Here is a 24,939-nt window from a genome sequence, read left to right as displayed (position 1 = left end):
AGCAATGTTAGATAAAGAACTAGAACAAACCCTGAATATGGCTTTTAAAGCGGCGCGTGACAAACGCCATGAATTTATGACGGTGGAGCATTTATTACTCGCTCTTATTCACAACGGCGCTGCTTCAAGCGTCCTAAAAGCGTGCGGTGTTAATTTAGAGACTTTAAGTCGGGAGCTTGAGGAATTTGTCAACAGTACAACACCTCTGATTCCAGAAAATGATGAAGAGCGTGAAGTACAGCCTACGCTAGGCTTTCAGCGTGTATTGCAGCGTGCCGTTTTTCATGTTCAATCATCAGGCAAACGAGAAGTCACTGGTGCTAACGTATTAGTGGCTATTTTTAGTGAACAAGAAAGCCAAACGGTTTATTTATTAAAACGCCACGGTGTGGCGCGTATTGATGTGGTTAACTACGTTGCTCATGGTATTTCTAAGTTAGGTGATTCTTCCTCGCATGAAGCGGAGCACGATGATGAAGCAGACGATTCTGTCGCGGCGCCGTTGCAAAAATTTGCGACCAACCTAAACGAAGAGGCGAAAGCAGGTAAAATCGATAAGCTAATTGGTCGAGAATATGAAGTCGAGCGGGTGATACAAACCCTTTCACGTCGCCGTAAAAATAACCCCTTGCTTGTTGGCGAATCCGGAGTCGGTAAAACAGCCATTGCTGAGGGGCTAGCAAAACGAATTGTAGATGGACAGGTTCCTGATGTGATTGCAGATGGCGTTGTTTATTCGCTTGATTTAGGCGCTTTACTCGCTGGCACAAAATATCGCGGAGATTTTGAAAAGCGTCTAAAGCAATTGCTAGGCGATTTGAAAAAACTGCCCAACGCTATTTTGTTTATCGACGAAATTCACACCATTATTGGTGCGGGGGCAGCCTCTGGTGGCGTGATGGATGCCTCCAATTTGCTTAAACCCGTGCTCAGCTCCGGTGGTTTGCGCTGTATTGGTTCCACCACTTTCCAAGAGTTTCGCGGTGTGTTTGAAAAAGATCACGCTTTGGCTCGTCGTTTTCAGAAAATCGATGTCAATGAGCCAAGCGTAGACGATACCTATCAAATTTTGAAAGGCATTATTGGGGCCTTTGAAGAGCATCATAAGGTGAAATATGAAGAGCCTGCTTTGTTGGCGGCGGCTGAATTGGCGCAGCGTTATGTGACAGATCGCCACATGCCAGACAAAGCCATTGATGTTATTGATGAGGCTGGGGCTTATCAGCGTTTGCAACCAGAAGGCAAGCGTAAGGCCATTATCACGGTTGCCGATATTGAAGACATTGTTTCTAAGATTGCTCGGGTGCCTGTAAGGGCGGTTAACTCTGATGATAGACAAGTATTGTCTAATTTAGAGCGTAACTTGAAAATGGTGGTGTTTGGACAAGATAAAGCCATTGATTCTTTGTCTTCAGCGATCAAGTTGTCGCGTGCGGGATTGAAAGCAGAGCAAAAACCAATTGGTTCTTTCCTTATGGCCGGGCCTACGGGTGTCGGTAAAACCGAAGTCACCAAGCAACTTGCTAAGCAGTTGGGCTTGGAGTTAATTCGTTTTGATATGTCGGAGTACATGGAGCGACATGCGGTGTCTCGATTGATTGGCGCGCCTCCAGGTTATGTGGGGTTTGATCAAGGCGGTTTGTTAACGGAAGCCGTAACTAAGAACCCACACAGTGTTGTGCTGTTGGATGAAATCGAAAAAGCGCATCCAGAAGTCTTTAACTTGCTATTGCAGGTAATGGATCACGGTACTTTGACCGACAATAATGGGCGTAAGGCGGATTTCCGCAATGTGATCTTGGTGATGACATCGAATGCGGGAGCAGAAGAATTAGCCCGACGTTCGATAGGCTTCTCTAGTCAAGATAACTCTACTGATGGTATGGAAGTGATTAATCGTACTTTTACGCCAGAATTTAGAAACCGTCTTGATGCGGTGATTCAGTTCCAGCAGTTAGATGAACGCATTATCTTTAATGTCGTGGATAAGTTCTTGGTGGAGCTACAGGCTCAGTTGGACCCTAAAGGTGTCTTGTTGGAGGTCTCAGACACCGCCAGAGGCTGGTTGGCAAACAAAGGCTACGATCGTCAAATGGGCGCACGTCCAATGGCTAGGGTCATTCAAGAGCATCTGAAAAAGCCGTTAGCGGATAAGATACTGTTTGGTGACCTACATGACGGCGGTCATGTTAAAGTGGCTCTGGATGAGAAAAGTGATGAACTGAAATTCGAAGTGATCAAAGAGGAAGTGGTTCATTAAACGGTCACAAAACGAATTCTGTTGATCTTGTAGATACCATCTCTCCTGACCAGCCTCAAGTTTTTATTTAACTAACTTGAGGCTGATATTCTGTTTGATTCTTAACAACGCCAAAACATATTTGTGACAGCTTTCTCATCGCTGCACCTAGCGCCTGCATTTTTGTTTTGCCTTGCTTTAGTAGTCTCGTCTTCTGCGCTTTTATATCGGTATTGTGTTGACCAGCTACGATTGCGGCCATATACAATTTCGCTCTGATATAGCCTGGCCCTTCCTTACTCAAGGTTGTTTTTCCTGCCCGTTTACCAGATTCGTTGTGCTTGGGGATCAAGCCTAAATAAGAAGCCAGCTGTTTCGCGCTCTTAAACCGCTTACACGCCAGCAAACAAACCATTATTCGGGATGTTACTTCACCAACACCATTTATGCTTTCAAGTAATTGGCGGTTCTTCTTCAATTGAGGATGCCTGTCAATATGCTCATCGATTTCATTTTTGAGTTTATCAATTTCAGCCTTTAACACTGCTATCATATCTTTGAGAGATTGAGCGACCCGAGCGGATGCGCCTGAAAATCCTACCGCTTCATAACGGTTTTCTTCACGCTGTAAATCTTGCTCTAGCGCTTCAAGTCTACGCATCATTGCCTTTAGTTCTCTTGCTTCTACCGGCTCTGGCTGCCAGCTTGAAAGTGAATGTTGTTGGTCATGACCATAGCGAGCTAGCATTGTGGCGTCTGATTTATCAGTCTTATGAACTAGCCCTAATGATTTTGCATATTGTTTTGCTTTTCCAGGGTTTACATGTAAAAGAGTAAATCCTTGAACATATAAAAAATACATCAAAGGTTCGCTATAAATACCAGTAGGCTCTGTCGTAATAACAATATTCTGAGCTTCTAGCCCTGTATTCTTTAGCACCCAGTCAACTAATTCTTGATAGCCTTGTTTTGTGTTCTTTAAGACCTTGGTTTTCTGCTTATTTTTGACCAAGTCGCGTAACCAACTAACATCTAACTTTTCTTTACCAACATCAATGCCAATAAAAGCCTTCATCTCTATCTACTCCCCTTGTACATGCAGCATCACCCTTACTTGGGGTGCTAGGATACCATTCAGTTTAATGGAGGTTAGGAAATCAGGACTCAATCTACAAAACAGCATCTTTGTGCTCAGGTCGCGCACGAGCCTCACCGATTTCCCGATGCGATAAGTGCTAGCTAAACACTCATCAAGAAGAGATACAAGGTCGTGCTTTAGCGCGTCAAGGTTTTTGGTTTGGTGTTATCGGGCTTTTGGCGGCCTAAAGGCCGACCTACAGGTATTAGAGACATAAAAAAACCGGACTCAGTCCGGTTTTTTTATGTCATCGATTTAAGTAGACCGATTGAGGGTTACTTAACATTAACGAGCGCGGTACACGATACGGCCTTTTGAAAGATCGTATGGTGTTAACTCAACTTTTACCTTATCGCCAGTTAAAATACGGATATAGTTTTTACGCATTTTTCCAGAGATATGAGCAATTACAACGTGTCCGTTTTCTAATTCGACACGGAACATGGTATTAGGCAACGTATCAATGATAGTGCCCTCCATTTCTAAGCCTTCTTCTTTTGCCACAATAAGTGTCCTATGGTGTTAATACTTACATTTAGAGAGCTTTGCACGACTTAACGTCCTGCAAAGCTCTCATTTAGTAGGCGCTGCTGTTACAGTGTGTCGCGCTACTTTTGTCAGTTTAGTGCTGCTCTATATCGGTTAGGCACTAATTATCACGTGCATTAAGCAACGCCTGAATTTTGATCGAGCGTATTTTGCCTAAAAACACAGCGTAAGGCAAACCTAGTTGTGCGCTTATCGCCTCTATTTTTAGTGATTCTCTTACTTAAATGCGTTGTTTTTGTGTTTTTTGCCCCAGTTGAATGAGTACCGGGTTGGTTGTTGTGGCGGGTATGAGTTGCTCTAATTGTTTTGAAAACACTTCTCGCTCGGTTAATTTTGCACCCAGTGAAAGCAAATGCTTCGATTCGACTTGGCAATCGATGAGTTCGATATGGCATTTTTGTGCGAGTTCGCAAAAGAGCTGTAGTGCCACTTTTGATGCGTTGGGAGCCAGCGAAAACATAGATTCGCCAAAGAACATATTCCCCATCGCGATGCCGTAAAAACCACCGATAAGTGTTTCATTTTGCCATATTTCAATGGAGTGGGCGTAACCCAATTTATGCAACTTTTGATATGCTGTTTTGATATCTTTTGATATCCACGTTCCTTCTTTGTTGACCCTTAACCCCGCGCAGTTGTTGATCACGGCAGAGAAATCTTGGTTTATTGAAAAAAACCATTGCGCATCTTTTGGCTCGGCTTGTTTTATTTTTTTAAGGGCTTTTTTGAGTGATTTTGAAAGATGGAAATCGGCTGGTTTTAGCACGCATCGTTGTTTAGGATGCCACCATAAAATAGGGTCTGGATCACTGAACCATGGGAAAAAACCTTTGCTGTATAAATGGATTAGTCTCGTCGTGGATAGGTCTCCCCCAATAGCTGATAAGCCCTCAGGGTCCTGTAATGCTTTGCTTGGGTTTGGTGTGTCGTAGGGGGATTCGGTGAGTAAAACGAGCCTCTTGTGTGTCATCGGTATCTGAATCGGTGGTAGCGGTTTGCATAGGGGGAGTATTGTCCTGATGAATCTCATTTTACAACATTGCGTTATGAGTATTTATTAAAACGACCGATGAAAAAAATGTCTATGAAAAAAAACTTGAAAGCGCATAAAAAAAATTAAAGAAATAGCTTTTCGATCCGTTAAATAGTTTAAGCGAGTCGAATTAAGTAAAAAAAAATATTAGACTTGCGACTTGCTGACACAATCTCATGCTCAATTGATTGAACTGTGCATGAATAAACGAAAAAAATTGTTCGTCATTGTCTTTGTTGACTGTTTTTTGTTCAAAAAAGGCTTCAAGATGAAAAAAAAAGAAAAAAGTGCAAGGAATGCTTGACCGATAATGGAAAACTTGGTTTTAATCAATGCAGTCCAGAACGGTAATTCGAAAGCATAATCGAATGCAGTGTTGGGAAATAAGATAACTTGCTTTTTTGGCAATTGTCACAAAAGTGAAATCGATCGGTTTTAAGATACATGAGTCGTTGATTTAGCAACGTTTCTTGGTTTGACGAAAATCTATCAATGGGTCTACAAGGCCACACAATATAATATAAAGGGGAATCTTGAATGAAAGCGATTAAACTTGCTTCTGTGTTTGCAGTATCTGCTGTTGCGGCTGCTGTTTCTACTGCCACTTTCGCTGCTGATGCTATCATTACTGGTGAAGCTGGTGTTGAATATACCACATACAATGGTGAATCTAAGGACACTCCAGACCTAGCTGATGGTACAGATCTTGGTGAGCTAGAGCTTCATGTTGATACAGGTATTGTGTACGCTGAGCTTGAATTTGCTACTACAGGAGCTAATGAAGCGACTAAAATCGGCATGGAAAAACTGTATGTGAAACAAGGTGCCGTATCTTTTGGTCGCTTTGACGGTACAGTAGCGACTGGTTCTTTCATGGGTATGGACGAGCTTTTCGGTGGTGTTGATTTGGTTACTGCAGCTAGCGATACTGATAACACTGGCGTTCGTTACAAGGTAACTCCTGAGTTGACAGTTGCATTAGAAGCGACTGAATCTACTGATGATGAAGATTCTGATATCGGTTTCGCTCTTTCTTACGTTAAAGACTTCGGATTTATCAAAGCGGGTATTTCTGGTGGTTCTGTAGGCGATGCTAACGCAGTAAACGTTGGTTTCCAAACTGTGTCTGGTCCTATCACTGTGTCTTTGAACTACGGTGTGGGTGAGAAAGGTACTGGTACAACTACTGACCGTGAGCAAATGACGTCTTCTATCGCTTTTGCAGCGACTGATGCTTTGACTTTGACTCTTGAATACTCTAATGAGCTAGAAAAAGAAATGGATGGTACTTACTTCATCGGTGAGTATGTATCTGGTGACTTGACTTACTACGTGAAAAACTACGCTGGTGACCTAGCTGCTGATTCTTCTACAAATGGCGCAGAGCAAACTACTGTTGGTGTAAAAACTTTCTTCTAAGATTTTTCTTTATAAAGAAAGCCTTTCTTAGTAAAAGCGAAAGCCAGCCCTTTGGGTTGGCTTTTTTTATGGTAAGCTTAGCCAACTTGTGGCTCCGCTGGATGGAGTGTGGTTTGTTTTGATTAACATAAGATAGGAAGGCACGTTTTGTCAGAAGAAATGAGTGAGTCGGTACGATCACCAATTTGGGAATTGTTTGCCAAGCAAGCAGCGTTTATTGCCGCTTTGCTAATGTTGTTTTTTTTCGCTTTGGCAACGTATTCTTATAGCCCTGAAGATGCTGGTTGGTTTTATTCTGGTAGTGGTGGTGCTATTCAAAATTCGATGGGGCCAATCGGCGCTATTATTGCGGATTTGGCGTCGGGGTTTTTTGGTTCTTTGTTTTATTCTTTACCACCGTTATTTTTTTGGGTGGCCATTATTTTATGGCGTAACCCCCATTCCTTGTTGCCGTTAAATAATGCGTTGCTTTGCACTATTGGTAGTATTCTGTATTTATCCTTTGGTTCTGTATTGTGTTTTTTGCACACGGTGGGGGAATACTCATTGCAATATGGACCGGGTGGTATATTGGGGCGCGGGCTAGGGACATTGCTCTATGGTTTTATAGGTTACGACGGCGCCACGTTGGTAAGTTTAGCCTTAGTCGTTTTATCTTTTACCCTGTTGGCTCAATTGCATTGGTTGCATTTAATGGATAGCCTTGGTGAGCGTGCTTATAAATTTGTGATGTTTGTTCGCCATAAATGGGCTGACCGTCAAGAGGCAAAGTCGACTCAACGTACCGAAATGGCCGATTTGTTTGTCGATGAGACTGAAGCTGAAGAGCCTGCTATTGTTCGTAAACGAAGAAAGGCGGCGACAGAACCGTCAAAAAATACTGTACCGTCCGATGGGCATGCCAAAACGGATCCCTTGTTTGAGGATGCTCGTATTGAGAACGAGCATTATGACGATGGCGGGCAAGATAAAAAATTCAAGTTTCGTCTGCCTGCGTTGTTTTCGCGCTCAAAAGCCGCTAATACAGAAGATGCCCCAAGTGATGCGGTGACCGTTCATGAAGAGCCAGAATTTAGTGGGCTAGATGATTTATCTATTCATGACGATGATATTCAGTTTGGTGACACGCTGTATATTGAGGAGTCGTGGGAGGATCCTAGAGAAAGTACAGCGCAACACAAGGCAATGGCTCCCAAGCAGCCAGCCGTGAGCAAGCCAGTTGCATGGGAAGATGAACAAGATGAGATGACGTTTGGTATTTCGAAAGAACAAGCTGATGCCAAGTTGTTTCAGCACGATAGTGAAGACATGATTCCGCCAGCCCATAAACCAGCGTTTCGTACGCTATCTGAAGCTAAGCAGCTGGACTCGCTGGGTGGGCCTTATGCGGATGAAGTGGAAAACAAAAGAAAGGTGGAAACCTATTCGTTGCCAGATCGTTCGGTATTGACTACGCCTAAGCCCAAGCAGGGTGGTTACTCAGAAGATGAGCTGTTGGCTTTGTCCGAACTGTTGGAGCAGCGCCTTCAGGACTTTGGGGTGAAAGCTGATGTGGTTGAAGTGAACCCAGGCCCGGTGATTACACGTTTTGAAATCCAGCCTGCACCGGGTGTAAAGGTTTCTCGTATCACCAATTTAGCGAAAGATCTTGCTCGTTCTCTGAGTGTGATGAGTGTGCGCGTGGTTGAAGTGATTGCGGGTAAATCCACCATAGGCATAGAGATTCCGAATCAGGTTCGCGACACCGTTTATTTTTCAGAGGTGATTAATTGTGAGGCCTATGATAGATCCTCCTCGCCCCTGACATTGTCATTAGGTCACGATATTTCTGGTGAAGCTCGTTGTGGTGGATCTTGCCAAAATGCCCCATGTGCTGGTTGCTGGTACGACAGGGTCAGGTAAATCGGTTGGTGTGAACGCCATGATTCTGAGTATGCTACTCAAATCCACTCCGGATGAAGTGCGTATGATCATGGTGGATCCGAAAATGTTGGAATTGTCCATTTACGAAGGCATTCCTCATCTTTTGACCCCTGTTATCACAGACATGAAAGACGCCGCTAATGGGTTGCGCTGGTCTGTCGATGAGATGGAGCGTCGTTATAAGCTGATGTCCAAGTTAGGGGTGCGAAATATTGCGGGTTATAACAAGAAGGTCCGTGATGCGATTGAAGCGGGTAAACCCATTCAAGACCCATTATGGCAGCCTGAGATGGCCATGTTTTCAGAAGACGGTGTAGCGCGTACCGTGCCCCATTTAGAGCCTTTGCCTTACATTGTTATCATCGTTGATGAGTTTGCTGACATGATGATGATAGTGGGCAAAAAAGTGGAAGAGTTGATTGCGCGGATTGCTCAAAAAGCCCGTGCGGCAGGTATTCATTTAATCTTGGCGACTCAGCGCCCTTCGGTAGATGTTATTACTGGTTTGATTAAAGCCAACATTCCAACTCGTATGGCGTTTCAGGTGTCGTCAAAAATAGACTCACGAACCATTCTTGATCAGGGTGGGGCGGATCAGCTGCTGGGTATGGGTGATATGTTGTATCTTCCTGCTGGCTTGCCAACGCCAATTCGAGTGCATGGTGCCTTTGTTTCCGATGACGAGGTGCATGCGGTTGTTGAAGAGTGGAAACAGCGAGGGGAGCCAGACTACATTCAAGATGTGGTGGTGAACCCAGAAGATCTGATGTCAGGAGAGGATAGTGAAGATAAAGACGCACTTTATGACGAAGCCGTGAAAATTGTCATTGAAACGCGTAAAGCCTCTATTTCCTCTATTCAACGTCGTCTTAAAATAGGGTACAACAGAGCGGCTAATTTGGTTGAGTCCATGGAGGCGGCGGGCTTAGTTGGACCAATGGGAACCAATGGTCAGCGTGATATTTTGATTCCAGAATAAAAGCGTCAATTTGGTGTTCTTGTATTGCGGGGTATTACCTTTTTAATGTGTTAGTGGAGAGTCATTTTGTTAAATAAAATCGTCACTGTGATTATGTTTGTTGTCATCATCGCAGCTCAAGTGGCAAGCGCTCAAGCGGAAGAGGTTGGCTCAATAGAAAGTTTGTTAGAGTCAAATCGAAACATTGAGGGTGAGTTTCGACAGGTTACTTATGATGAGAAAGGCAAGCAATTACAAGTAAGTGAAGGTGTCTTCCTGCTTGCGCAACCTAATCAATTTGTTTGGGACAGTGTCACGCCTTTTGCACAGCGTATCATCTCTGACGGTAAAACAGTTACGGTTTGGGATGTGGATTTAGAGCAGGCAACCAAGAAACCGCTATCGGGTACTGTAGGGAATTCTCCTGCAGCGCTGCTAGGACAGCCCGCAGCAGATGTTCTTCCTCATTACAATGTGACGGCGTTGGGGGATGAAAAGTTTCGTTTAACGCCAAAAGAGAATCAGGATCTCTTTCAGACACTGACTTTATCTTTTCGAAATAAAGTCATTAGTGCCATGAGTATTTTGGATTCCTTGGGTCAGACAACGGTGATTGAGTTTAAAAATGTTGAGACTCATGAAGGCGTTGCAAAAGAGAATTTCATTTTAGATTTGCCTGACAATGTGGATGTGATAGTAGAAGGCCAGTAATGAAAGATCTTTTTTCGGACATACCTGCCGAGGCATATCAGCCTTTGGCAGCGAGAATGCGACCTGTCAGTCTTGATGATTACATTGGCCAGTCGCATTTGGTCGGTCCGGGAAAGCCATTGCGAAGAATGGTTGAAACAGGTCATTGCCATTCTTTTATTCTATGGGGACCGCCTGGGGTGGGGAAAACCACCTTTGCTCAGTTGTTGTCCCACGCCCTTGATGCTCAGTTTATTGAGATTTCAGCGGTCATGTCTGGGGTCAAAGACATTCGTGCGGCGGTAGATCAGGCGAAGCAACTGCGCATGATGAACGGCACTCAAACGGTTTTATTTGTTGACGAAGTGCACCGTTTTAATAAATCCCAACAAGACGCTTTTTTGCCTTTTATTGAAGATGGCACCTTTTTGTTTATTGGTGCCACCACGGAAAATCCCGCTTTTGAATTAAATTCAGCGTTATTGTCGAGAGCACGAGTGTATCGTTTAAAAACGCCGAGTGTCGACGAAGTCAAGTGCGCTCTCCTGCGGGCGTTACAAGATCATCAGAAAGGTCTGGCTGCCAATGCTTTCTCTGGTGGCTTGCAAATAGACGATTACTTTCTGTCTGTGTTGGCTCAAGCGGCGGATGGGGATATTCGACGTGGGCTGAATTTCTTAGAGATATTGTCTGATCTTGTGGAGCTCGGAAGCAAGGTCACTCAAGAGCAGCTAGAAGATGTATTAGGCGGCAGTGTGCGTCGTTTTGATCGTAAAGGGGATGTGTTTTACGATCAAATTTCTGCTTTTCATAAGTCGGTTCGTGGCTCTTCACCAGATGGTGCTTTATATTGGATGGCACGCATGCTGGATGGCGGCTGTGACCCTTTGTATATCGCACGGCGTTTATTGGCGATCGCCTCAGAAGATATTGGCAATGCGGATCCTCGAGCCTTGCAAATTGGTTTAAATGCTTGGGCTGTTTTTGAGCGTGTGGGACCGGGTGAGGGGAATCGTGCCATTGCCCAAGCGGCGGTGTATATGGCTTGTGCTCCTAAAAGTAATGCTGTTTATAAAGCCTTTAATCAGGCCATGGCGGACGTCGCTGCGCAACCCAGTTACGAGGTGCCTGTGCATTTGCGTAATGCGCCGACCTCATTGGCAAAAAGCATGGGGCATGGTGATGAATATCGCTATGCCCATAACGAAGAGCATGCGTATGCGGCGGGTGAGAATTATTTGCCAGAGGAGTTGGCCGAGATGCGTTATTATCAACCAACTGACCGTGGTTTGGAGAAAAAAATCTCTGATAAATTGACTTGGTTGGAGGATCTAGACGCTCAAAGCCCACTGCGACGTTACGAATCTTAAGGTTTGTAGTGATCTGATTTGTTCTGATAAAAGACACGCGAGAGAGATGCACATGATGTATTTTATGATTGCTTTTGGTGGTGCTTTTGGTGCCTTGAGCCGTTATGGTATGACAAAATGGGTGAATACCTATTGGCATCATCATTTTCCCTTTGCCACCATGCTGATTAATGTATTGGGCAGTGTGCTAATGGGTGTGGCGTTTGTTCTGATAAGCGAGCGCATGCCATCACTTGAACCTTATCGACCGCTTGTTATGGTCGGATTTTTAGGGGCGTTTACGACTTTTTCGACTTTTTCGTTGGAAATTGTGTCACTTATTAATATGCAGGCTTGGCTAAGTGCCGTAAGCTATTTATTATTAAGCTGCATTTTAGGTGTGGCTGGTTTGGCGATTGGAATGACGTTAACTCGTGCATTCTGATTTCTATGGTAGATTGAAGACACCCTAATTTATTTTTATAGACTGTTTGAAGGATATTGTTGCCGAGATGTTAGACATTAAAGCCTTGCGCATTGACCCAGATGCCATTGCGGCTCAACTTAAAAAGAAAGGCTACGAGTTGGACGTGGCGACCTTTTCTTCCCTAGAGGAGCGTCGTAAAGCCATTCAAGTAGAAACGGAACAGCTGCAGCAAGCTCGCAACTCGGTATCCAAAGAAATTGGTCAGGCGATGAAGTCTGGCGACAAAGATAAGGCCGCAGAGCTAAAAGCACAAACCGCTACCTTAGGTGATGACCTTGAAGCGGCTAAGATTCAGCTGACACAGATACAAGATGCGATGGAAAGCTTCCTAGAAGGCATTCCGAATATTCCTCATGCTTCTGTGCCAGAAGGTAAGTCTGAAGACGACAACGTAGAGATTCGTCGTTGGGGTGAGCCGAAGCAGTTTGAGTTTGAGCCTAAGGATCATGTGGATCTTGGCGAAGCTATGGAAATGTTAGATTTCGAAGCGGCTGTAAAAATTACCGGTTCTCGTTTTGCTGTGATGCATTCTGATTTGGCGCGTCTACATCGTGCCTTAACACAATTCATGATCAATACTCATGTTGATCTTCATGGGTATTCAGAAGTGTATGTGCCTTATTTGGTAAATGCAGCGTCGCTAAAAGGAACAGGGCAACTGCCTAAGTTTGAAGCCGATCTGTTTAAGGTGCCCGTGGATAAAGACAGTGGGAACAATGATTTTTATTTGATCCCAACGGCAGAAGTGCCGGTCACCAATTTGGTGCGTGATGAAATTCTTAATGATGCGGATTTACACAAAAAATTTGTCGCCCATACGCCTTGTTTCCGTAGTGAGGCTGGCAGCTATGGTCGTGACACGCGTGGCATGATTCGTCAACATCAGTTTGAAAAAGTAGAGTTGGTGCACGTTTGCCGTCCAGATATGTCCGAGCAGGTGCTTGAAGAGTTGGTGGGGCATGCGGAAGTGATTTTGAAGAAGCTGGAGCTTCCTTATCGTACCGTGATTTTGTGCGGTGGTGACCTTGGTTTCTCTGCACATAAAACCTATGACATTGAAGTGTGGTTGCCCGGTCAGGGCAAGTACCGTGAAATTTCTTCTTGCTCTAATATGTGGGATTTCCAAGCACGTCGCATGCAAGCGCGCTGGCGTAACCCTGAAACCGGTAAGCCAGAATTGGCACATACCTTGAATGGTTCAGGTTTGGCGGTGGGTCGTACACTGGTTGCCGTGCTTGAAAATTACCAAAATGCCGACGGTAGCGTGCGTGTTCCTGATGTATTGGTGCCATATATGGGCGGAAAAACACTGTTAAAGAAAGCCTAATGCTTTTGTTTTAAAGTGTTTTTGTGCAGACGTGCGATCGGTTTTAAATGAAAAAGCCTCTTAGAGGCTTTTTTTATATGAAGTGGAAAACAGAAAACTATGACGGGCAAGGTCTATTTGATTGGTGCGGGTCCAGGCGATCCAGAGTTATTGACGCTGAAAGCGTATCGATTATTAAAACAAGCGGACGTGGTGCTATATGATCGCTTGGTTGGTAAAGAAATTATCGAGCCTCATTCCTGAATCTGCAGAAAAAATGTATGTTGGAAAGGCCAAGTCTTTGCACAGTCTTCCGCAAGAAGAAATTAATAGCCTACTTGCTGCTAAGGCGAAAGAAGGCCACATGGTAGTGCGTCTCAAAGGGGGTGACCCTTTTATATTTGGGCGTGGTGGTGAGGAGCTTGAGGAGTTAATTGAAGAGGGTGTGCCTTTTGAGGTAGTGCCAGGTGTGACTGCTGCGGCCGGATGCGCGGCTTACGCAGGTATTCCTTTGACTCATCGTGACTACGCGCAATCTGTGCGTTTTTTAACGGGGCATTTAAAAGACGGTACAACGGATTTGCCTTGGGAAGAATTGGTTCACCCTGCACAGACCTTGGTTATTTACATGGGCTTAACGGGCTTAAAAGACATCAGTCAATCATTGATTCGTTTTGGTATGAGTCCATCGATGCCAGTCGCGATTGTTGAGAAAGGCACGACGAGTGAGCAGCGTGTTTTTACTTCCACGATCCAAGATGTGTATGACGTATCTATAGAGAATGAAGCCAAATCTCCCGCTTTGTTGATTATCGGTGAGGTGGTGACCTTGCAGAAAAAATTAGAGTGGTACGGAAAATATTAATAGTGGCTTGATGGATTGTTGTGGGTTTTTGTAGATACCATCTCTCCTGACCAGCCTCAAGTTTTTATTTAACTAACTTGAGGCTGATATTCTGTTTGATTCTTAACAACGCCAAAACATATTTGTGACAGCTTTCTCATCGCTGCACCTAGCGCCTGCATTTTTGTTTTGCCTTGCTTTAGTAGTCTCGTCTTCTGCGCTTTTATATCGGTATTGTGTTGACCAGCTACGATTGCGGCCATATACAATTTCGCTCTGATATAGCCTGGCCCTTCCTTACTCAAGGTTGTTTTTCCTGCCCGTTTACCAGATTCGTTGTGCTTGGGGATCAAGCCTAAATAAGAAGCCAGCTGTTTCGCGCTCTTAAACCGCTTACACGCCAGTAAACAAACCATTATTCGGGATGTTACTTCACCAACACCATTTATACTTTCAAGTAACTGGCGGTTCTTCTTCAATTGAGGATGCCTGTCAATATGCTCATCGATTTCATTTTTGAGTTTATCAATTTCAGCCTTTAACACTGCTATCATATCTTTGAGAGATTGAGCGACCCGAGCGGATGCGCCTGAAAATCCTACCGCTTCATAACGGTTTTCTTCACGCTGTAAATCTTGCTCTAGCGCTTCAAGTCTACGCATCATTGCCTTTAGTTCTCTTGCTTCTACCGGCTCTGGCTGCCAGCTTGAAAGTGAATGTTGTTGGTCATGACCATAGCGAGCTAGCATTGTGGCGTCTGATTTATCAGTCTTATGAACTAGCCCTAATGATTTTGCATATTGTTTTGCTTTTCCAGGGTTTACATGTAAAAGAGTAAATCCTTGGGCATATAAAAAATACATCAACGGTTCGCTATAAATACCAGTAGGCTCTGTCGTAATAACAATATTCTGAGCTTCTAACCCTGTATTCTTTAGTACCCAATCAACTAATTCTTGATAGCCTTGTTTTGTGTTCTTTAAGACCTTGGTTTTCTGCTTATTTTTGACCACGTCGCGTAACCAACTAACATCTAACTTTTCTTTACCAACATCAATGCCAATAAAAGCCTTCATCTCTATTTACTCCCCTTGTACATGCAGCATCACCCTTACTTGGGGTGCTAGGATACCATTCAGTTTAATGGAGGTTAGGAAATCAGAGCCTCAATCTACAAAACAGCATCTTTGTGCTCAGGTCGCGCACGAGCCTCACCGATTTCCCGATGCGATAAGTGCTAGCTAAACACTCATCAAGAAGAGATACAAGGTCGTGCTTTAGCGCGTCAAGGTTTTTGGTTTGATGTCATCCGGCTTTTGACGGCCTAAAGGCTAACCTACATGGTTTTTTGTCGGCATAAATGCGGATCTACAAGCAATTCGCAGGTTTTGGGAGACCGGCAATTTTGGCGGCTAGCTTAGGAGGGCTGCCGGGAAATAAGGTCATTAGATAAATGCTTCGACCTTTTTCGGCCCCAAGTTTTTTGCTCACGGCTTTGACCAATGGGCGCATAGCTGGTGATACTTCATATTCTTGGTAAAAATCACGTAATACGTGAATGATTTCCCAATGGGCTTCCGTTAGTGCAATGTCAACGTCTTGTGCTAATTGATGAGCAAGTTCTGGCGTCCAATCTTGTAGATTGAGCAAGTAACCTTCTTCATCTAAAACAGCGGTTGTGTCTGTCATATTGGTTACCAACTAATGTTTGCTTCGGAGGCAAAGGTTAAATCTACCCATTCTTGATCCGATAACCCAATGCCAATCTTTGGCGATATTCCATACGCCACAGCATCACTTTGCAAATAGTAGAGTTGAGTGTTTTTTGTTTCAATGAGTGTTTGTAGGGTTGCGGTATTCTGGACAGTACGCAAAATCCCACTCTCTATTAGTAATACCTGATCATTGGCCTGTAAGCTGTTTTGCCATGTGCTTTCCAGTGGTTCAGGGTAGGTAAGTTGATTGATTTGGTGAAGTCGCATGATTAAAACCGGAAAACTTGTTGATAGTGGGAGAACATTGCTTGCCATTCTGCGTGATTAAGTGGCTGAACGCCTTGCCAAGTCTTGGTGTTGTCGGTTCTCGAATTGGCCTCGATGAAGACGTTTTCGATGTCGTAAAACTCTAGTCCTGCCAGTAGTTTGTGAAGGTTTTTGCCATGCTCTGCGGTCGGTTGTTGGTTGTCTGTTAAGAGGGCTAAAGCGGCGCCAGATAGACACAAGTCGACAGGTTGTTCAAAGGTGGCCAATACCAAGGCGAGATCAAGGCCTTCTTTGCACGCTAAGCTAGAATAAGGGCTGGTATTTAGGTGAATCAGAGTGTGTTTCATAGGTTTACCTAAATTGGATGACTTTATTGGTGGTGTTCATCAGGTCAACGAATGTGCCCAAGCCTTCCAGCTGGAAACCTTTGGCTAGGGTGTGCTGCTCTAGTTCATAACGACGGCTTTCAGTGTCGTTAATTATGCCGCGTCTTACCGCCGCGGCGATGCATAAATACAGCGGAATGTTGTGTTGCTGTGCGATGTCTTGCCAAGCTTGAGTGATATTGATTTCGTCCCTTGGTGGCTGTGCTATTTGGTTGCCAATGAGTACGGCATCTTCATAAAAAAATACACCCTTAATGCTGTTGGGATATTCTAACAAGGCGGCTTTTATAAAGCGCAGAGCGCTATGGCACGCTTTAGTTTGATAGGGGGAGCCTGTGATAAGCAGGGTGTATTGCATTAAAAAATGACCTTTTGAGTAAACTGTAAAAGCGAATTAACAGATTTTACACAGAAAAAAGGCCGCAGTCAGCGGCCTTTTCGAATGGCTCAATAGAATTACTCGTCGCGAGCCATACCAAGTAGCGACAGAATACTTAAGAACATGTTGTATAAAGACACATACAAGTTCACTGTTGCCATGATGTAGTTGGTTTCACCGCCGCGAACAATTTGGCTAGTTTGCAGCAAAATAACCGCCGCTGAGAAAAGTGCGAAACCCGCAGAAATGAAGATCTGCAGAGCAGGCATTTTTACAAAGATACCGGCGATAACAGCAAACAAGAGAACAAAGAAACCAACAGTAATGAATCCATTTAGGAAGCTAAAATCTTTCTTTGACACCAGTGCATAAGCAGATAGGCCAAGGAATGATAGTCCTGTGATGCCCAATGCACTCATGATTAAGCTAGCGCCATTAGACAAACTCAGGTAAGCGCTTAATATTGGGCCAAGAGTAAGGCCCATAAAACCAGTCAAAGCGAACACACAAAGAATACCAGCAGAGCTGTTCTTAAATTTATGTGTTAGGAAAAGCAAACCATAAAAGCCTACAAGTGTGATAATGAGGCCTGGATGGGGTAAGTTGAAAGCCATGCTCATGCCCGCAGTGAAGGCGCTGAACAAAAGGGTAAGCGACAACAGTCCGTAAGTATTGCGGAGCGTTTTGTTGGCCGCTTGTGACGAGTGTGTCGAAAGGGCTTCAGTATAACGCATGGAATTACTCCTTTAGGGTTTAAGACAATCAATAGACTTAATATGCAGCCGAAAGTTCCAAACTTCAAGCGTGATTGTTTTTTTAGAGGGTAAATACCAAAAAACACCGCAACATGGCGGTGTTTTCCAGTATTTAAAGTGACAAAGCACTTAAATGAGTATTAACAGGTCGTGTCTTACCGTATTAGTGCGTTATTGGCATTTTGTGAGTAATGCTTGATTGCTTGGTTTTGTGTTTATCAATTTGTTTTGCCAATTTATCGACCATTTCGTCTATGGCGTAAAATAATCTCTCTTCAGAAGAGGCGGCAGCAAAAATTTCTTTGCCAGGAATGTGTACTCTCGCTTCCGCTTTTTGACTCTTACTGTCTTTAAGTAAGGTAACATTAACCGAGGTTATTTGGTCGGTAAGCTTTGAGATTTTACTGAGCTTGTCATGAATATGCTCTTTTATTGCAGGGGTTACATCAACGTGGTGACCAGAAATTTTGGTAGTGTGCATACTACATTCCTCCTGAGTAACATTTGCAAAACAAATAACAGATAGGATCTAGAACGCGTGCTCTAGAACAGGTATAGCATGGTTTAATTGCTAATCTGTTATTGTCAGCATAGGCTTGCTTTTAGTTTGTGTCAAAGCTTTTCAATAGGCTGATAATGGCAATATATTAGAGTTAAGCCTAATCATTTTTAGGGATGCTTGATCACAGTTCATTGAAGGTTCTCGTGCTTATGGGAACGGCTTTTGATAGACTGTTGCGTTAGGTATGTAAAGCAAAGCGCAAAGCGAGATTTATGTTGGATAACGACTATTCATTACCGATATCATTTTCAATTGCAGCCAAGATCGGCTTAGAGGAAACGGTATTGCTGACTTTTTTGAATCAGCAAGCGTACCTAGTCAGTTCCCATGTTCTACGAATTGAAATGAGTCGACTTAGTGCCCAGTTGTCATTTTGGACTGTGCCAATGCTGATGCGTTTGCTGACTAATTTACAAATCAGTCAGCTGTTAAGTTTTCAGCGACAAGAGGAAATATTGGAAATTCATTTATCCTCGCCTCAAAAAGCCGCTCAAACGATTAAGCCAGCAGAGCCAATGGTAGAAAAAGACGATTCATTGATGAATAAAATGGACCGTTTGCACAGAGCGGCTCGAGAAAAAAGCGAAGAGTTTACACCGCAGCCTAAGAGCTATCCACCGAAGCAGCCAGTTCGGCAATATGATGCTCCATCTTCTCCGCCAGTGGTGAATGATCGTCGAGGTGTGACGGATTTTGATTTGTATTTGGAGCAGAAAGAGCGTGCTCGGCAACCAGATCAATGGCAACCTGAAGAAGCAACGTTAGAGCAAATCGGGCAGGCCGGTATTGCTCGTGAGTTTGCGCTGTCTCTGCAAACAGAGTTTTTGTTAAGGATCAAAGAGCAGCGAAAAAACGTTAGAACTTGGAACAGTGAATTTTTTAAATACGTAAAACGTCAGTGGCAATACAAACAATCGGATCGGTCTTCATATGAAGGAACCTCAGGCAGTTCAGCATTTACTAAAACCTCTCGAGAACAAGTTAGCGACGCCCTCAACAACATCCACGACACAGACTGGTGAGTACGGCTCAAGCGCCTATGCTAATAGTGGTCAAACGGCCCGCGAACCAGGTCCAACCGAGGCAGATCAGCAAACGCGAGTGTTAGTAAACATGTTGTTTGCACGCTTTAAAGCAATTTACACTCATAAATTTGCCTCTGCTTATAGCACTACAGATGAAGTGAAGTTGGCAAAGCGTGAATGGGCTATTGCCTTAAAAGGCTTTCAAGAGCCCTTGTTGGCGTATGCGGTAGAACGAACGAAAGAAGTTCACTCTTGGCCACCGACCATTGCGGATTTTTTAAAGCTGATTAATACAGCCTATAAAGCCTATGGTTTGGTTGATCCTCGTTCTGCGTACCTTGAAGCATGTGCTTGTCGTACCGATCCTTTACAGTATAAATGGAGCCATCCTGCGGTTTTTTTTGCTGGTTCAGAGGTGGGCTGGTACAAAATCAAATCTGAAGAAGAGCGCATTAGTTGGCCGCTCTTTGAGCAAAGTTATTTGAAGGTGGTTGATCGTGTGATTGCTGGGGAGCGCCTAGTGGTGCCAAAAGTCATTATGATTGAAAATCAGCAACCACTTGCAGTGAAGGATTTGGCCAGTAAAATTGCTAAGGTTTTGTCTGTCGATGAAGCGCAAATCGCGCCGTTACTGTATTACACTCAAAAAACGTATGGATCTGGTGTGCGCAATCGTTATCGTGACATCAGTCAGAAAAAGCTGTTAGAAATGGGCTATACAGAAAAGTTGCCAGAATAACGGTGCGTTTTTTCTATTTCTTATATAACATAATTTTTTATTAGCAGGATGCTATAGGCGGTTTCATTCTCGGTAAGATGGAAATCGACACAAGGCGTAGGAAAGTTTGGTGAGGTTGTTATGTTGAAGGTATTGATTGTTGACGACCATGATGTGGTGAGCCAAGGCATTAGTCGTGTATTACAGGATGTAAAGGGTGTTGAAGTGGTTGGTGTGGTGCATTGTGGTGAAGAGGCCATTATTCATGCCAAAAAATGGTTGCCAGACATCGTCTTAATGGACGTGCATATGCCGGGAATTGGCGGCTTAGGGGCGACAAAAGAGATAAAGCGTCTTCTGCCTAAAACCAAGATCATTGCGTTGTCCGCATTGGATGACAACTTATACCCCGTAAAATTACTTGAAGCTGGGGCCTCTGGCTATTTAACGAAAGGTACCAACACCTCCGAGTTGCTCGAAGCCATTCAAATTGTGTCCAGAGGTGAGCACTATATTTCCAAGGGTATCGCCCAAAAAATGGCGTTGTCTAAATTCTCGATCGATGGTCAAGGGTCTCCTTTGGGGCAGCTATCAGACAGAGAGTTGCAGGTGGCGCAAATGATTGTGGATTGCAAAAAATCCAATGAAATCGCTGAGCATTTAAACGTGAGTCCTAAAACCGTAAGTACCTACCGTACTCGTATTTTTGCAAAGCTGAATATTGAAAGCGATGTTGAACTGATTCATTTAGCAGTACGTTATAATGTGCTTGGTATGGGCTAGGCGAAAACGAGGTTTGTTTGAGCCATTCAGAATTTGATCCTAAACACTTTGTCAGCAATTTAACCACTCGGCCAGGCGTGTATCGCATGTACGATGTAAAAGGTGAGTTGCTTTATGTTGGCAAAGCTAAAAATCTTAAGAACCGTGTGGCGAGCTATTTTCGCGTGACGGGGTTAACCACCAAAACCATGGCTCTGGTGAGTCGTATCCACACCATTGAGATAGCGGTTACCAAAAGCGAAACGGAAGCGTTGTTGCTTGAGCAAACGCTGATTAAACAGCATCGTCCACCGTACAACATTTTACTCCGTGACGATAAATCTTATCCCTATATTCTGCTATCCAATCATCCTCATCCGGCGTTGTTGTTTCGGCGCGGCGATAAAACGGATAAAGGAACGTTATTTGGTCCCTTTCCGAGCGGCAGTGCGGTAAAAGAAAGTTTGATCACCATGCAAAAGGTGTTCAAGGTGCGTCAGTGCGAGGACAGTACTTACTCGAATCGATCTCGGCCATGTCTACAGTATCAAATTAAGCGTTGCTCCGGACCTTGTGTTGGGTTAATCAGTGATGAAGAGTATGAGCTGGACGTGCGTCACGCTCGCATGTTTTTGCAGGGAAAAGACCAAGAGTTAACGGCAGAAATTTCTACCCAGATGAGTGCGGCTGCAGCCGACATGGAGTTCGAACGCGCCGCTGAGCTACGTGACCAAATCATTCAGCTTAAACACATTCAAGAGCAGCAGCATGTCTATGGACAAACGGGCGAGGCTGACGTGATTGCTTCGATTATTCAGCCGGGTGGTTTGTGTGTTCATGTGATGATGGTGCGCAAAGGTAAAGTGGTTGGGAGTAAAAGTTATTACCCCAAAATGCCCATTGAAATCACCGAAGGCGAATTATTGTCGTCTTTTATTGCACAATTTTATCTTGGTGGTATTCAAGAGTTACCGAAGACGCTTATCATAAGCCATGAGTTAGAGGATGGTGATGCGTTGGTAGAAGGCATTTTTGAAACCACGCAGAAAAAAATCGAAGTGTTAAGCAATGTCAGAGGGCAGCGTGCTCGTTGGTTGGATTTGGCGAAGCTGAATGCCGAGCAAGGCTTGCAAGCTCGATTGTCGGATAAGCGTAATCATTTTAGCCGTATTACGGCGTTGCAAAAGCTATTGGGCTTTTCCGAACCGCCAAAACACATGGAATGCTTTGATATTAGTCACTCTAGTGGTGAGGCAACGGTGGCATCTTGTGTCGTGTTTGGGCCAGATGGGCCGGACAAAAAGCGATATCGCTCCTTTAACATCGAAGGGGTTGAGCCAGGTGATGATTATGGCGCGATGAAACAAGCCTTAACTCGTCGTTACAAACGAGTGAAGACTGGTGAGCTTGAAGCGCCAGATGTCTTGCTTATCGACGGTGGTAAAGGTCAGTTGACGCAAGCAGAAAATGTATTGAAAGAGTTGGGTTTGGTGAACATATTTTTGTTGGGTGTCGCCAAAGGAGACACTCGCAAGCCAGGCCTTGAAACCTTGTATATTGGTTCAAAAGAGGATGAGGTGGTTTTGCCGCCTGATTCAGCGGCGCTGCATTTGATTCAGCATATACGTGATGAAGCGCATCGGTTTGCTGTAAAAAGTCATCGTCGTAGGCGAGATAAGAAACGTCGTCACTCGGTGTTGGAGGATATTCCTGGTATTGGGCCAAATCGCCGTAAAGAGCTGCTGACGGCGTTTGGGGGGTATCAAGAATTGTTATCGGCAAGTCAGGAAGATATTGCTAAGGTGAAAGGGATTAGTGTCAAAAAAGCAGAAGAAATTTACCTCCATCTTCATAAAAGTTAGGGGGTGCTAAAATAATTAGGAATAAGATGAACATACCGAATATATTAACGTCCGTGCGGATCTTTATGATTCCGATTCTTGTGGTAATTTATTATTTGCCGTGGGAAGGGCGCTATTACACCTGCGCGATGATTTTTGCCTTGGCAGCTATTACGGATTGGTTAGACGGTTACCTAGCAAGAAAACTGGATCAAACCACCGCGTTTGGCGCTTTTTTTGACCCCGTTGCCGATAAACTTATGGTATCCATTGCCTTAGTTCTGCTGGTGGCAAGCTATTCTAATCCCTTATTAACCTTAGCCAGTGCTGTCATTGTTGGTCGTGAGATTGTGATCTCGGCACTGCGTGAATGGATGGCGGAAATGGGTAAGCGTGCCAGTGTCGCCGTGTCGTATATCGGTAAGCTAAAAACCACCATGCAAATGTTGGCCATTTTCATTTTATTGGGCAGCAGGCCAGATACACTAGAAGCCCACGTAGGGGAGGCGGTCTTAATTGCGGCTGCGTTATTAACGCTTTGGTCTATGTATGTCTACTTAAAAGCCGCTTGGCCTGAGCTAATGTCTAAAGAGTCGAACAAAAACTAAACAGATTTAAAAAAAGTGCCTAAGTTAGCTATTTATTTGGATTTTTTCCTTGACGTGAAAGCTCAAATACATAGAATAGGCACCGTCTTTTGAGACGCGGGAATAGCTCAGTGGTAGAGCACAACCTTGCCAAGGTTGGGGTCGCGAGTTCGAGCCTCGTTTCCCGCTCCAATCAAAAGATGTATCTGATATGAGGCCGGATGGCAGAGTGGTCATGCAGCGGACTGCAACTCCGTGTACGCCGGTTCGATTCCGACTCCGGCCTCCAAAATCAGATATGCCCGGGTGGTGAAATAGGTAGACACACAAGACTTAAAATCTTGCGATAGAAATATCGTACCGGTTCGATTCCGGTCCCGGGCACCATTTATGGTGCCTTTTTTTATGCCTGCACTTTATTATCTTGCTCAATCCCTTTAAATATCTACTCTCCAGCATTTTCTTAGTGTTACTTCAAATTGTAAGCTTTTCCGCTTATATGCTATCTTTTCTGAAATTCTGCACCGAAACTGCACCGCACATTGCACCGGAGAATATTCAGTGGCGTTTATTTTTAAAACTGCGCTCAGGTGAATTTGAACAACCAATGATCGCCACGCAATACAACATAGACGTACCGCCAGAATCAAAAAGCGAACGAATTGGTGCGGCCATAGTCTTTGCTATTGAAACCGCTATGCGAGCTGGTGAGATTTGCGGCATTACTTGGGAAGACGTGAATTTAGAAAGACGAACCGTTTATCTACCCAAAACAAATAACGGTAACCCTCGAACTGTGCCATTATCTACCGCTGCAGTGAAAGTATTGGAAAAACTCAAGACACTGGTTGATTGCAAGCTAAAGGCCTTTAACCTAAAGTTAGGCATCCCTTGATGTGAATTTCAGGAAGATTCGTAACAAGTGCCTAATAGACGATCTGCACTTTCATGATCTCAGGCGGGGAGCACTCACGCGACTAGCCACCAAAGTGGACGTACTGAACCTAGCGAAAATATCAGGTCATACAGACCTAAGAATCCTGCAGCGGGTTTACTGCGCACCAGATATGGGTGATATTGCTTTGATGCTAGATTAGACTCATTTGGGGTGAGTCATCTTTTGGGCTGTCTATATCTTCTTTCGTGTAGTTTTCTGCTTTGAATGGCCTAGCAGATATAATTTGATCCAATCTTATGTAAGTAGGTAACTCTTCTCTAATGTGTTTAGGGTAAATTTTGTTTAATCTGTTTTTGAGTGTTTTTTGGCAAATATACCCGCTAGCAATTGGAAAAATTGTAATTTCTGGGCCTAGTCCATCTTTTTCATTTGGTTCTCCAATCGATAGAACACCGCCAATGAAAATCGTATTAGAGTTGGTTGTGATCTCTACAGGTTCGGTTTTTGTGTATGCATTATAGAAAAAGCTATCTAGAGGGTTTCCTAAAACGATTCTTTTAACTTCATATATTCGTGTTAGCTCTTTGATTTCTTCTTTATTTTGTTTGGCTATACGTAGATTTGATTTAAAAGAGCCTGAAAAGATATCGACAGTACACTCCAATATTTGGTCTATGGACTTATTGTAGGCATCTTTGTTATCTCCAAATAAGTACATGCCTAAATTGCTTAGTATTGCTAGTAGCCAAGAAACAAAAGGAATAAGTATGGACGTTGTGTATGTGAAGAGAGGGAGCTGACTTATATTTTGCTCTGTAATGTCTGGAAATGCTTTATTGATGATATTTTCTAATGACCACCTAATGAAATTGGGATATGACTGAGTAACCAAGAATAGTAATAAAAATGCTAACAGAAAGGAAATCAGTAAAGGTAGTAGTCCGCAAAGGGCAGCTTGAAGATAAAGGTGTTGATCGTTATATCTATGAAATTTTATAAACTGGCGATAGGAGACTTTACAATATAGGAAGCCTCCTAAAAGTGTAATAGGTATTAAAATTGCTAATTCCATTTAAATACCCATGAATTATTTACTTAAGAAAACGAGA

The 24,939-nt window shown here is 43.8% G+C and carries 24 protein-coding genes, 3 tRNA genes and 2 pseudogenes; 18 read left to right on the top strand and 11 right to left on the bottom strand.

What is annotated here, in order from left to right; all coding sequences use genetic code 11:
* Positions 1-4: 4 nt before the first annotated feature.
* Positions 5-2,260 (top strand): ATP-dependent Clp protease ATP-binding subunit ClpA, encoded by a 2,256-nt coding sequence (clpA, locus tag AC0L6V_RS10605; protein WP_409419777.1) that lies wholly within the window; start codon positions 5-7, stop codon positions 2,258-2,260.
* 67 nt (positions 2,261-2,327) lie between these two features.
* Here the strand turns inward: clpA and AC0L6V_RS10600 are convergent, their stop codons facing one another.
* From AC0L6V_RS10600 to aat, 3 genes are all read right to left on the bottom strand, one after another.
* Positions 2,328-3,314, bottom strand: coding sequence for an IS110 family RNA-guided transposase (locus tag AC0L6V_RS10600; protein ID WP_265218770.1), 987 nt, complete (start codon positions 3,312-3,314; stop codon positions 2,328-2,330).
* A 348-nt stretch (positions 3,315-3,662) separates the two neighbouring features.
* Positions 3,663-3,881 (bottom strand): translation initiation factor IF-1, encoded by a 219-nt coding sequence (gene infA, locus AC0L6V_RS10595; RefSeq protein WP_012070936.1) that lies wholly within the window; start codon positions 3,879-3,881, stop codon positions 3,663-3,665.
* A gap of 265 nt (positions 3,882-4,146) precedes the next feature.
* Positions 4,147-4,896 carry a leucyl/phenylalanyl-tRNA--protein transferase gene (gene aat, locus AC0L6V_RS10590; protein WP_265218772.1) on the bottom strand — a complete coding sequence of 250 codons (750 nt, stop codon included), beginning with the start codon at positions 4,894-4,896 and terminating at the stop codon, positions 4,147-4,149.
* A 600-nt stretch (positions 4,897-5,496) separates the two neighbouring features.
* Here aat and AC0L6V_RS10585 point away from each other — a divergent pair.
* From AC0L6V_RS10585 to cobA, 7 genes and pseudogenes are all read left to right on the top strand, one after another.
* Complete coding sequence (locus AC0L6V_RS10585) at positions 5,497-6,378, top strand: hypothetical protein (RefSeq protein ID WP_265218773.1); 882 nt, start codon at positions 5,497-5,499, stop codon at positions 6,376-6,378.
* A gap of 159 nt (positions 6,379-6,537) precedes the next feature.
* A pseudogene (locus tag AC0L6V_RS10580) lies at positions 6,538-9,280 on the top strand (DNA translocase FtsK).
* A 66-nt stretch (positions 9,281-9,346) separates the two neighbouring features.
* Entirely contained in the window at positions 9,347-9,970 is a 624-nt protein-coding gene (lolA, locus tag AC0L6V_RS10575) for an outer membrane lipoprotein periplasmic chaperone LolA (protein WP_265218774.1), read from the top strand.
* The gene (locus AC0L6V_RS10570) at positions 9,970-11,319 is read left to right on the top strand and encodes a replication-associated recombination protein A (protein ID WP_265218775.1); all 1,350 of its coding nucleotides are present in this window, start codon (positions 9,970-9,972) and stop codon (positions 11,317-11,319) included. Before lolA ends, AC0L6V_RS10570 begins: the two co-directional genes overlap by 1 nt.
* A gap of 52 nt (positions 11,320-11,371) precedes the next feature.
* On the top strand, positions 11,372-11,743 hold the full coding sequence (gene crcB / locus AC0L6V_RS10565) for a fluoride efflux transporter CrcB (protein ID WP_265218776.1): 372 nt from the start codon (positions 11,372-11,374) through the stop codon (positions 11,741-11,743).
* A gap of 67 nt (positions 11,744-11,810) precedes the next feature.
* A complete protein-coding gene (gene serS, locus AC0L6V_RS10560) occupies positions 11,811-13,112 on the top strand; it encodes a serine--tRNA ligase (RefSeq protein ID WP_265218777.1) in 1,302 nt (433 codons plus the stop codon).
* Positions 13,113-13,211: 99 nt separating this feature from the next.
* Positions 13,212-13,956 (top strand): annotated as a pseudogene (gene cobA, locus AC0L6V_RS10555) (uroporphyrinogen-III C-methyltransferase).
* 68 nt (positions 13,957-14,024) lie between these two features.
* Here cobA and AC0L6V_RS10550 read toward each other — a convergent pair.
* The 7 genes from AC0L6V_RS10550 to hpf form a co-directional block, all read right to left on the bottom strand.
* Entirely contained in the window at positions 14,025-15,011 is a 987-nt protein-coding gene (locus tag AC0L6V_RS10550; protein WP_100188761.1) for an IS110 family RNA-guided transposase, read from the bottom strand.
* 292 nt (positions 15,012-15,303) lie between these two features.
* Positions 15,304-15,624 carry a TusE/DsrC/DsvC family sulfur relay protein gene (locus AC0L6V_RS10545; RefSeq protein ID WP_265218780.1) on the bottom strand — a complete coding sequence of 107 codons (321 nt, stop codon included), beginning with the start codon at positions 15,622-15,624 and terminating at the stop codon, positions 15,304-15,306.
* A 5-nt stretch (positions 15,625-15,629) separates the two neighbouring features.
* Positions 15,630-15,917: a DsrH/TusB family sulfur metabolism protein gene (locus AC0L6V_RS10540; RefSeq protein ID WP_265218781.1), complete on the bottom strand. Its 288-nt coding sequence runs from the start codon at positions 15,915-15,917 to the stop codon at positions 15,630-15,632.
* 2 nt (positions 15,918-15,919) lie between these two features.
* Positions 15,920-16,264: a DsrE family protein gene (locus AC0L6V_RS10535; RefSeq protein ID WP_418139012.1), complete on the bottom strand. Its 345-nt coding sequence runs from the start codon at positions 16,262-16,264 to the stop codon at positions 15,920-15,922.
* A 4-nt stretch (positions 16,265-16,268) separates the two neighbouring features.
* On the bottom strand, positions 16,269-16,661 hold the full coding sequence (tusD, locus tag AC0L6V_RS10530; protein ID WP_265218784.1) for a sulfurtransferase complex subunit TusD: 393 nt from the start codon (positions 16,659-16,661) through the stop codon (positions 16,269-16,271).
* Between the two features lie 98 nt (positions 16,662-16,759).
* Positions 16,760-17,416, bottom strand: coding sequence for a Bax inhibitor-1/YccA family protein (locus AC0L6V_RS10525; RefSeq protein ID WP_111606872.1), 657 nt, complete (start codon positions 17,414-17,416; stop codon positions 16,760-16,762).
* Positions 17,417-17,600: 184 nt separating this feature from the next.
* Positions 17,601-17,918: a ribosome hibernation-promoting factor, HPF/YfiA family gene (hpf, locus tag AC0L6V_RS10520; RefSeq protein ID WP_265218787.1), complete on the bottom strand. Its 318-nt coding sequence runs from the start codon at positions 17,916-17,918 to the stop codon at positions 17,601-17,603.
* Between the two features lie 293 nt (positions 17,919-18,211).
* Here hpf and AC0L6V_RS10515 point away from each other — a divergent pair, with 293 nt between their 5' ends.
* The 10 genes from AC0L6V_RS10515 (at position 18,212) to AC0L6V_RS10470 (ending at position 24,029) form a co-directional block, all read left to right on the top strand.
* Complete coding sequence (locus AC0L6V_RS10515; RefSeq protein WP_265218789.1) at positions 18,212-19,021, top strand: DnaT-like ssDNA-binding domain-containing protein; 810 nt, start codon at positions 18,212-18,214, stop codon at positions 19,019-19,021.
* The gene (locus tag AC0L6V_RS10510; RefSeq protein ID WP_409419772.1) at positions 18,930-19,763 is read left to right on the top strand and encodes a replication protein P; all 834 of its coding nucleotides are present in this window, start codon (positions 18,930-18,932) and stop codon (positions 19,761-19,763) included. The genes AC0L6V_RS10515 and AC0L6V_RS10510 overlap by 92 nt, the downstream gene beginning before the upstream one ends.
* Positions 19,764-19,883: 120 nt before the next feature.
* The gene (locus tag AC0L6V_RS10505; RefSeq protein ID WP_111606876.1) at positions 19,884-20,525 is read left to right on the top strand and encodes a response regulator; all 642 of its coding nucleotides are present in this window, start codon (positions 19,884-19,886) and stop codon (positions 20,523-20,525) included.
* Positions 20,526-20,542: 17 nt separating this feature from the next.
* Positions 20,543-22,366 (top strand): excinuclease ABC subunit UvrC, encoded by a 1,824-nt coding sequence (uvrC, locus tag AC0L6V_RS10500; protein WP_265218793.1) that lies wholly within the window; start codon positions 20,543-20,545, stop codon positions 22,364-22,366.
* Between the two features lie 26 nt (positions 22,367-22,392).
* Positions 22,393-22,953 carry a CDP-diacylglycerol--glycerol-3-phosphate 3-phosphatidyltransferase gene (pgsA, locus tag AC0L6V_RS10495; protein WP_265218794.1) on the top strand — a complete coding sequence of 187 codons (561 nt, stop codon included), beginning with the start codon at positions 22,393-22,395 and terminating at the stop codon, positions 22,951-22,953.
* A 96-nt stretch (positions 22,954-23,049) separates the two neighbouring features.
* Positions 23,050-23,124: transfer RNA gene (locus AC0L6V_RS10490), tRNA-Gly, on the top strand.
* Positions 23,125-23,147: 23 nt separating this feature from the next.
* Positions 23,148-23,221: transfer RNA gene (locus tag AC0L6V_RS10485), tRNA-Cys, on the top strand.
* A gap of 11 nt (positions 23,222-23,232) precedes the next feature.
* Positions 23,233-23,319 (top strand) — tRNA-Leu (locus AC0L6V_RS10480).
* Between the two features lie 112 nt (positions 23,320-23,431).
* A complete protein-coding gene (locus AC0L6V_RS10475) occupies positions 23,432-23,827 on the top strand; it encodes a tyrosine-type recombinase/integrase (protein ID WP_265218795.1) in 396 nt (131 codons plus the stop codon).
* A 1-nt stretch (position 23,828) separates the two neighbouring features.
* A complete protein-coding gene (locus AC0L6V_RS10470; RefSeq protein WP_409419771.1) occupies positions 23,829-24,029 on the top strand; it encodes a tyrosine-type recombinase/integrase in 201 nt (66 codons plus the stop codon).
* Here the strand turns inward: AC0L6V_RS10470 and AC0L6V_RS10465 are convergent.
* Complete coding sequence (locus tag AC0L6V_RS10465; protein WP_265218797.1) at positions 24,021-24,902, bottom strand: hypothetical protein; 882 nt, start codon at positions 24,900-24,902, stop codon at positions 24,021-24,023. The genes AC0L6V_RS10470 and AC0L6V_RS10465 overlap by 9 nt on opposite strands.
* Positions 24,903-24,939: the final 37 nt, after the last annotated feature.

Source organism: Marinomonas sp. G8-14 (assembly GCF_055808935.1).
This window is presented reverse-complemented; position numbering and strand designations above follow the sequence as displayed.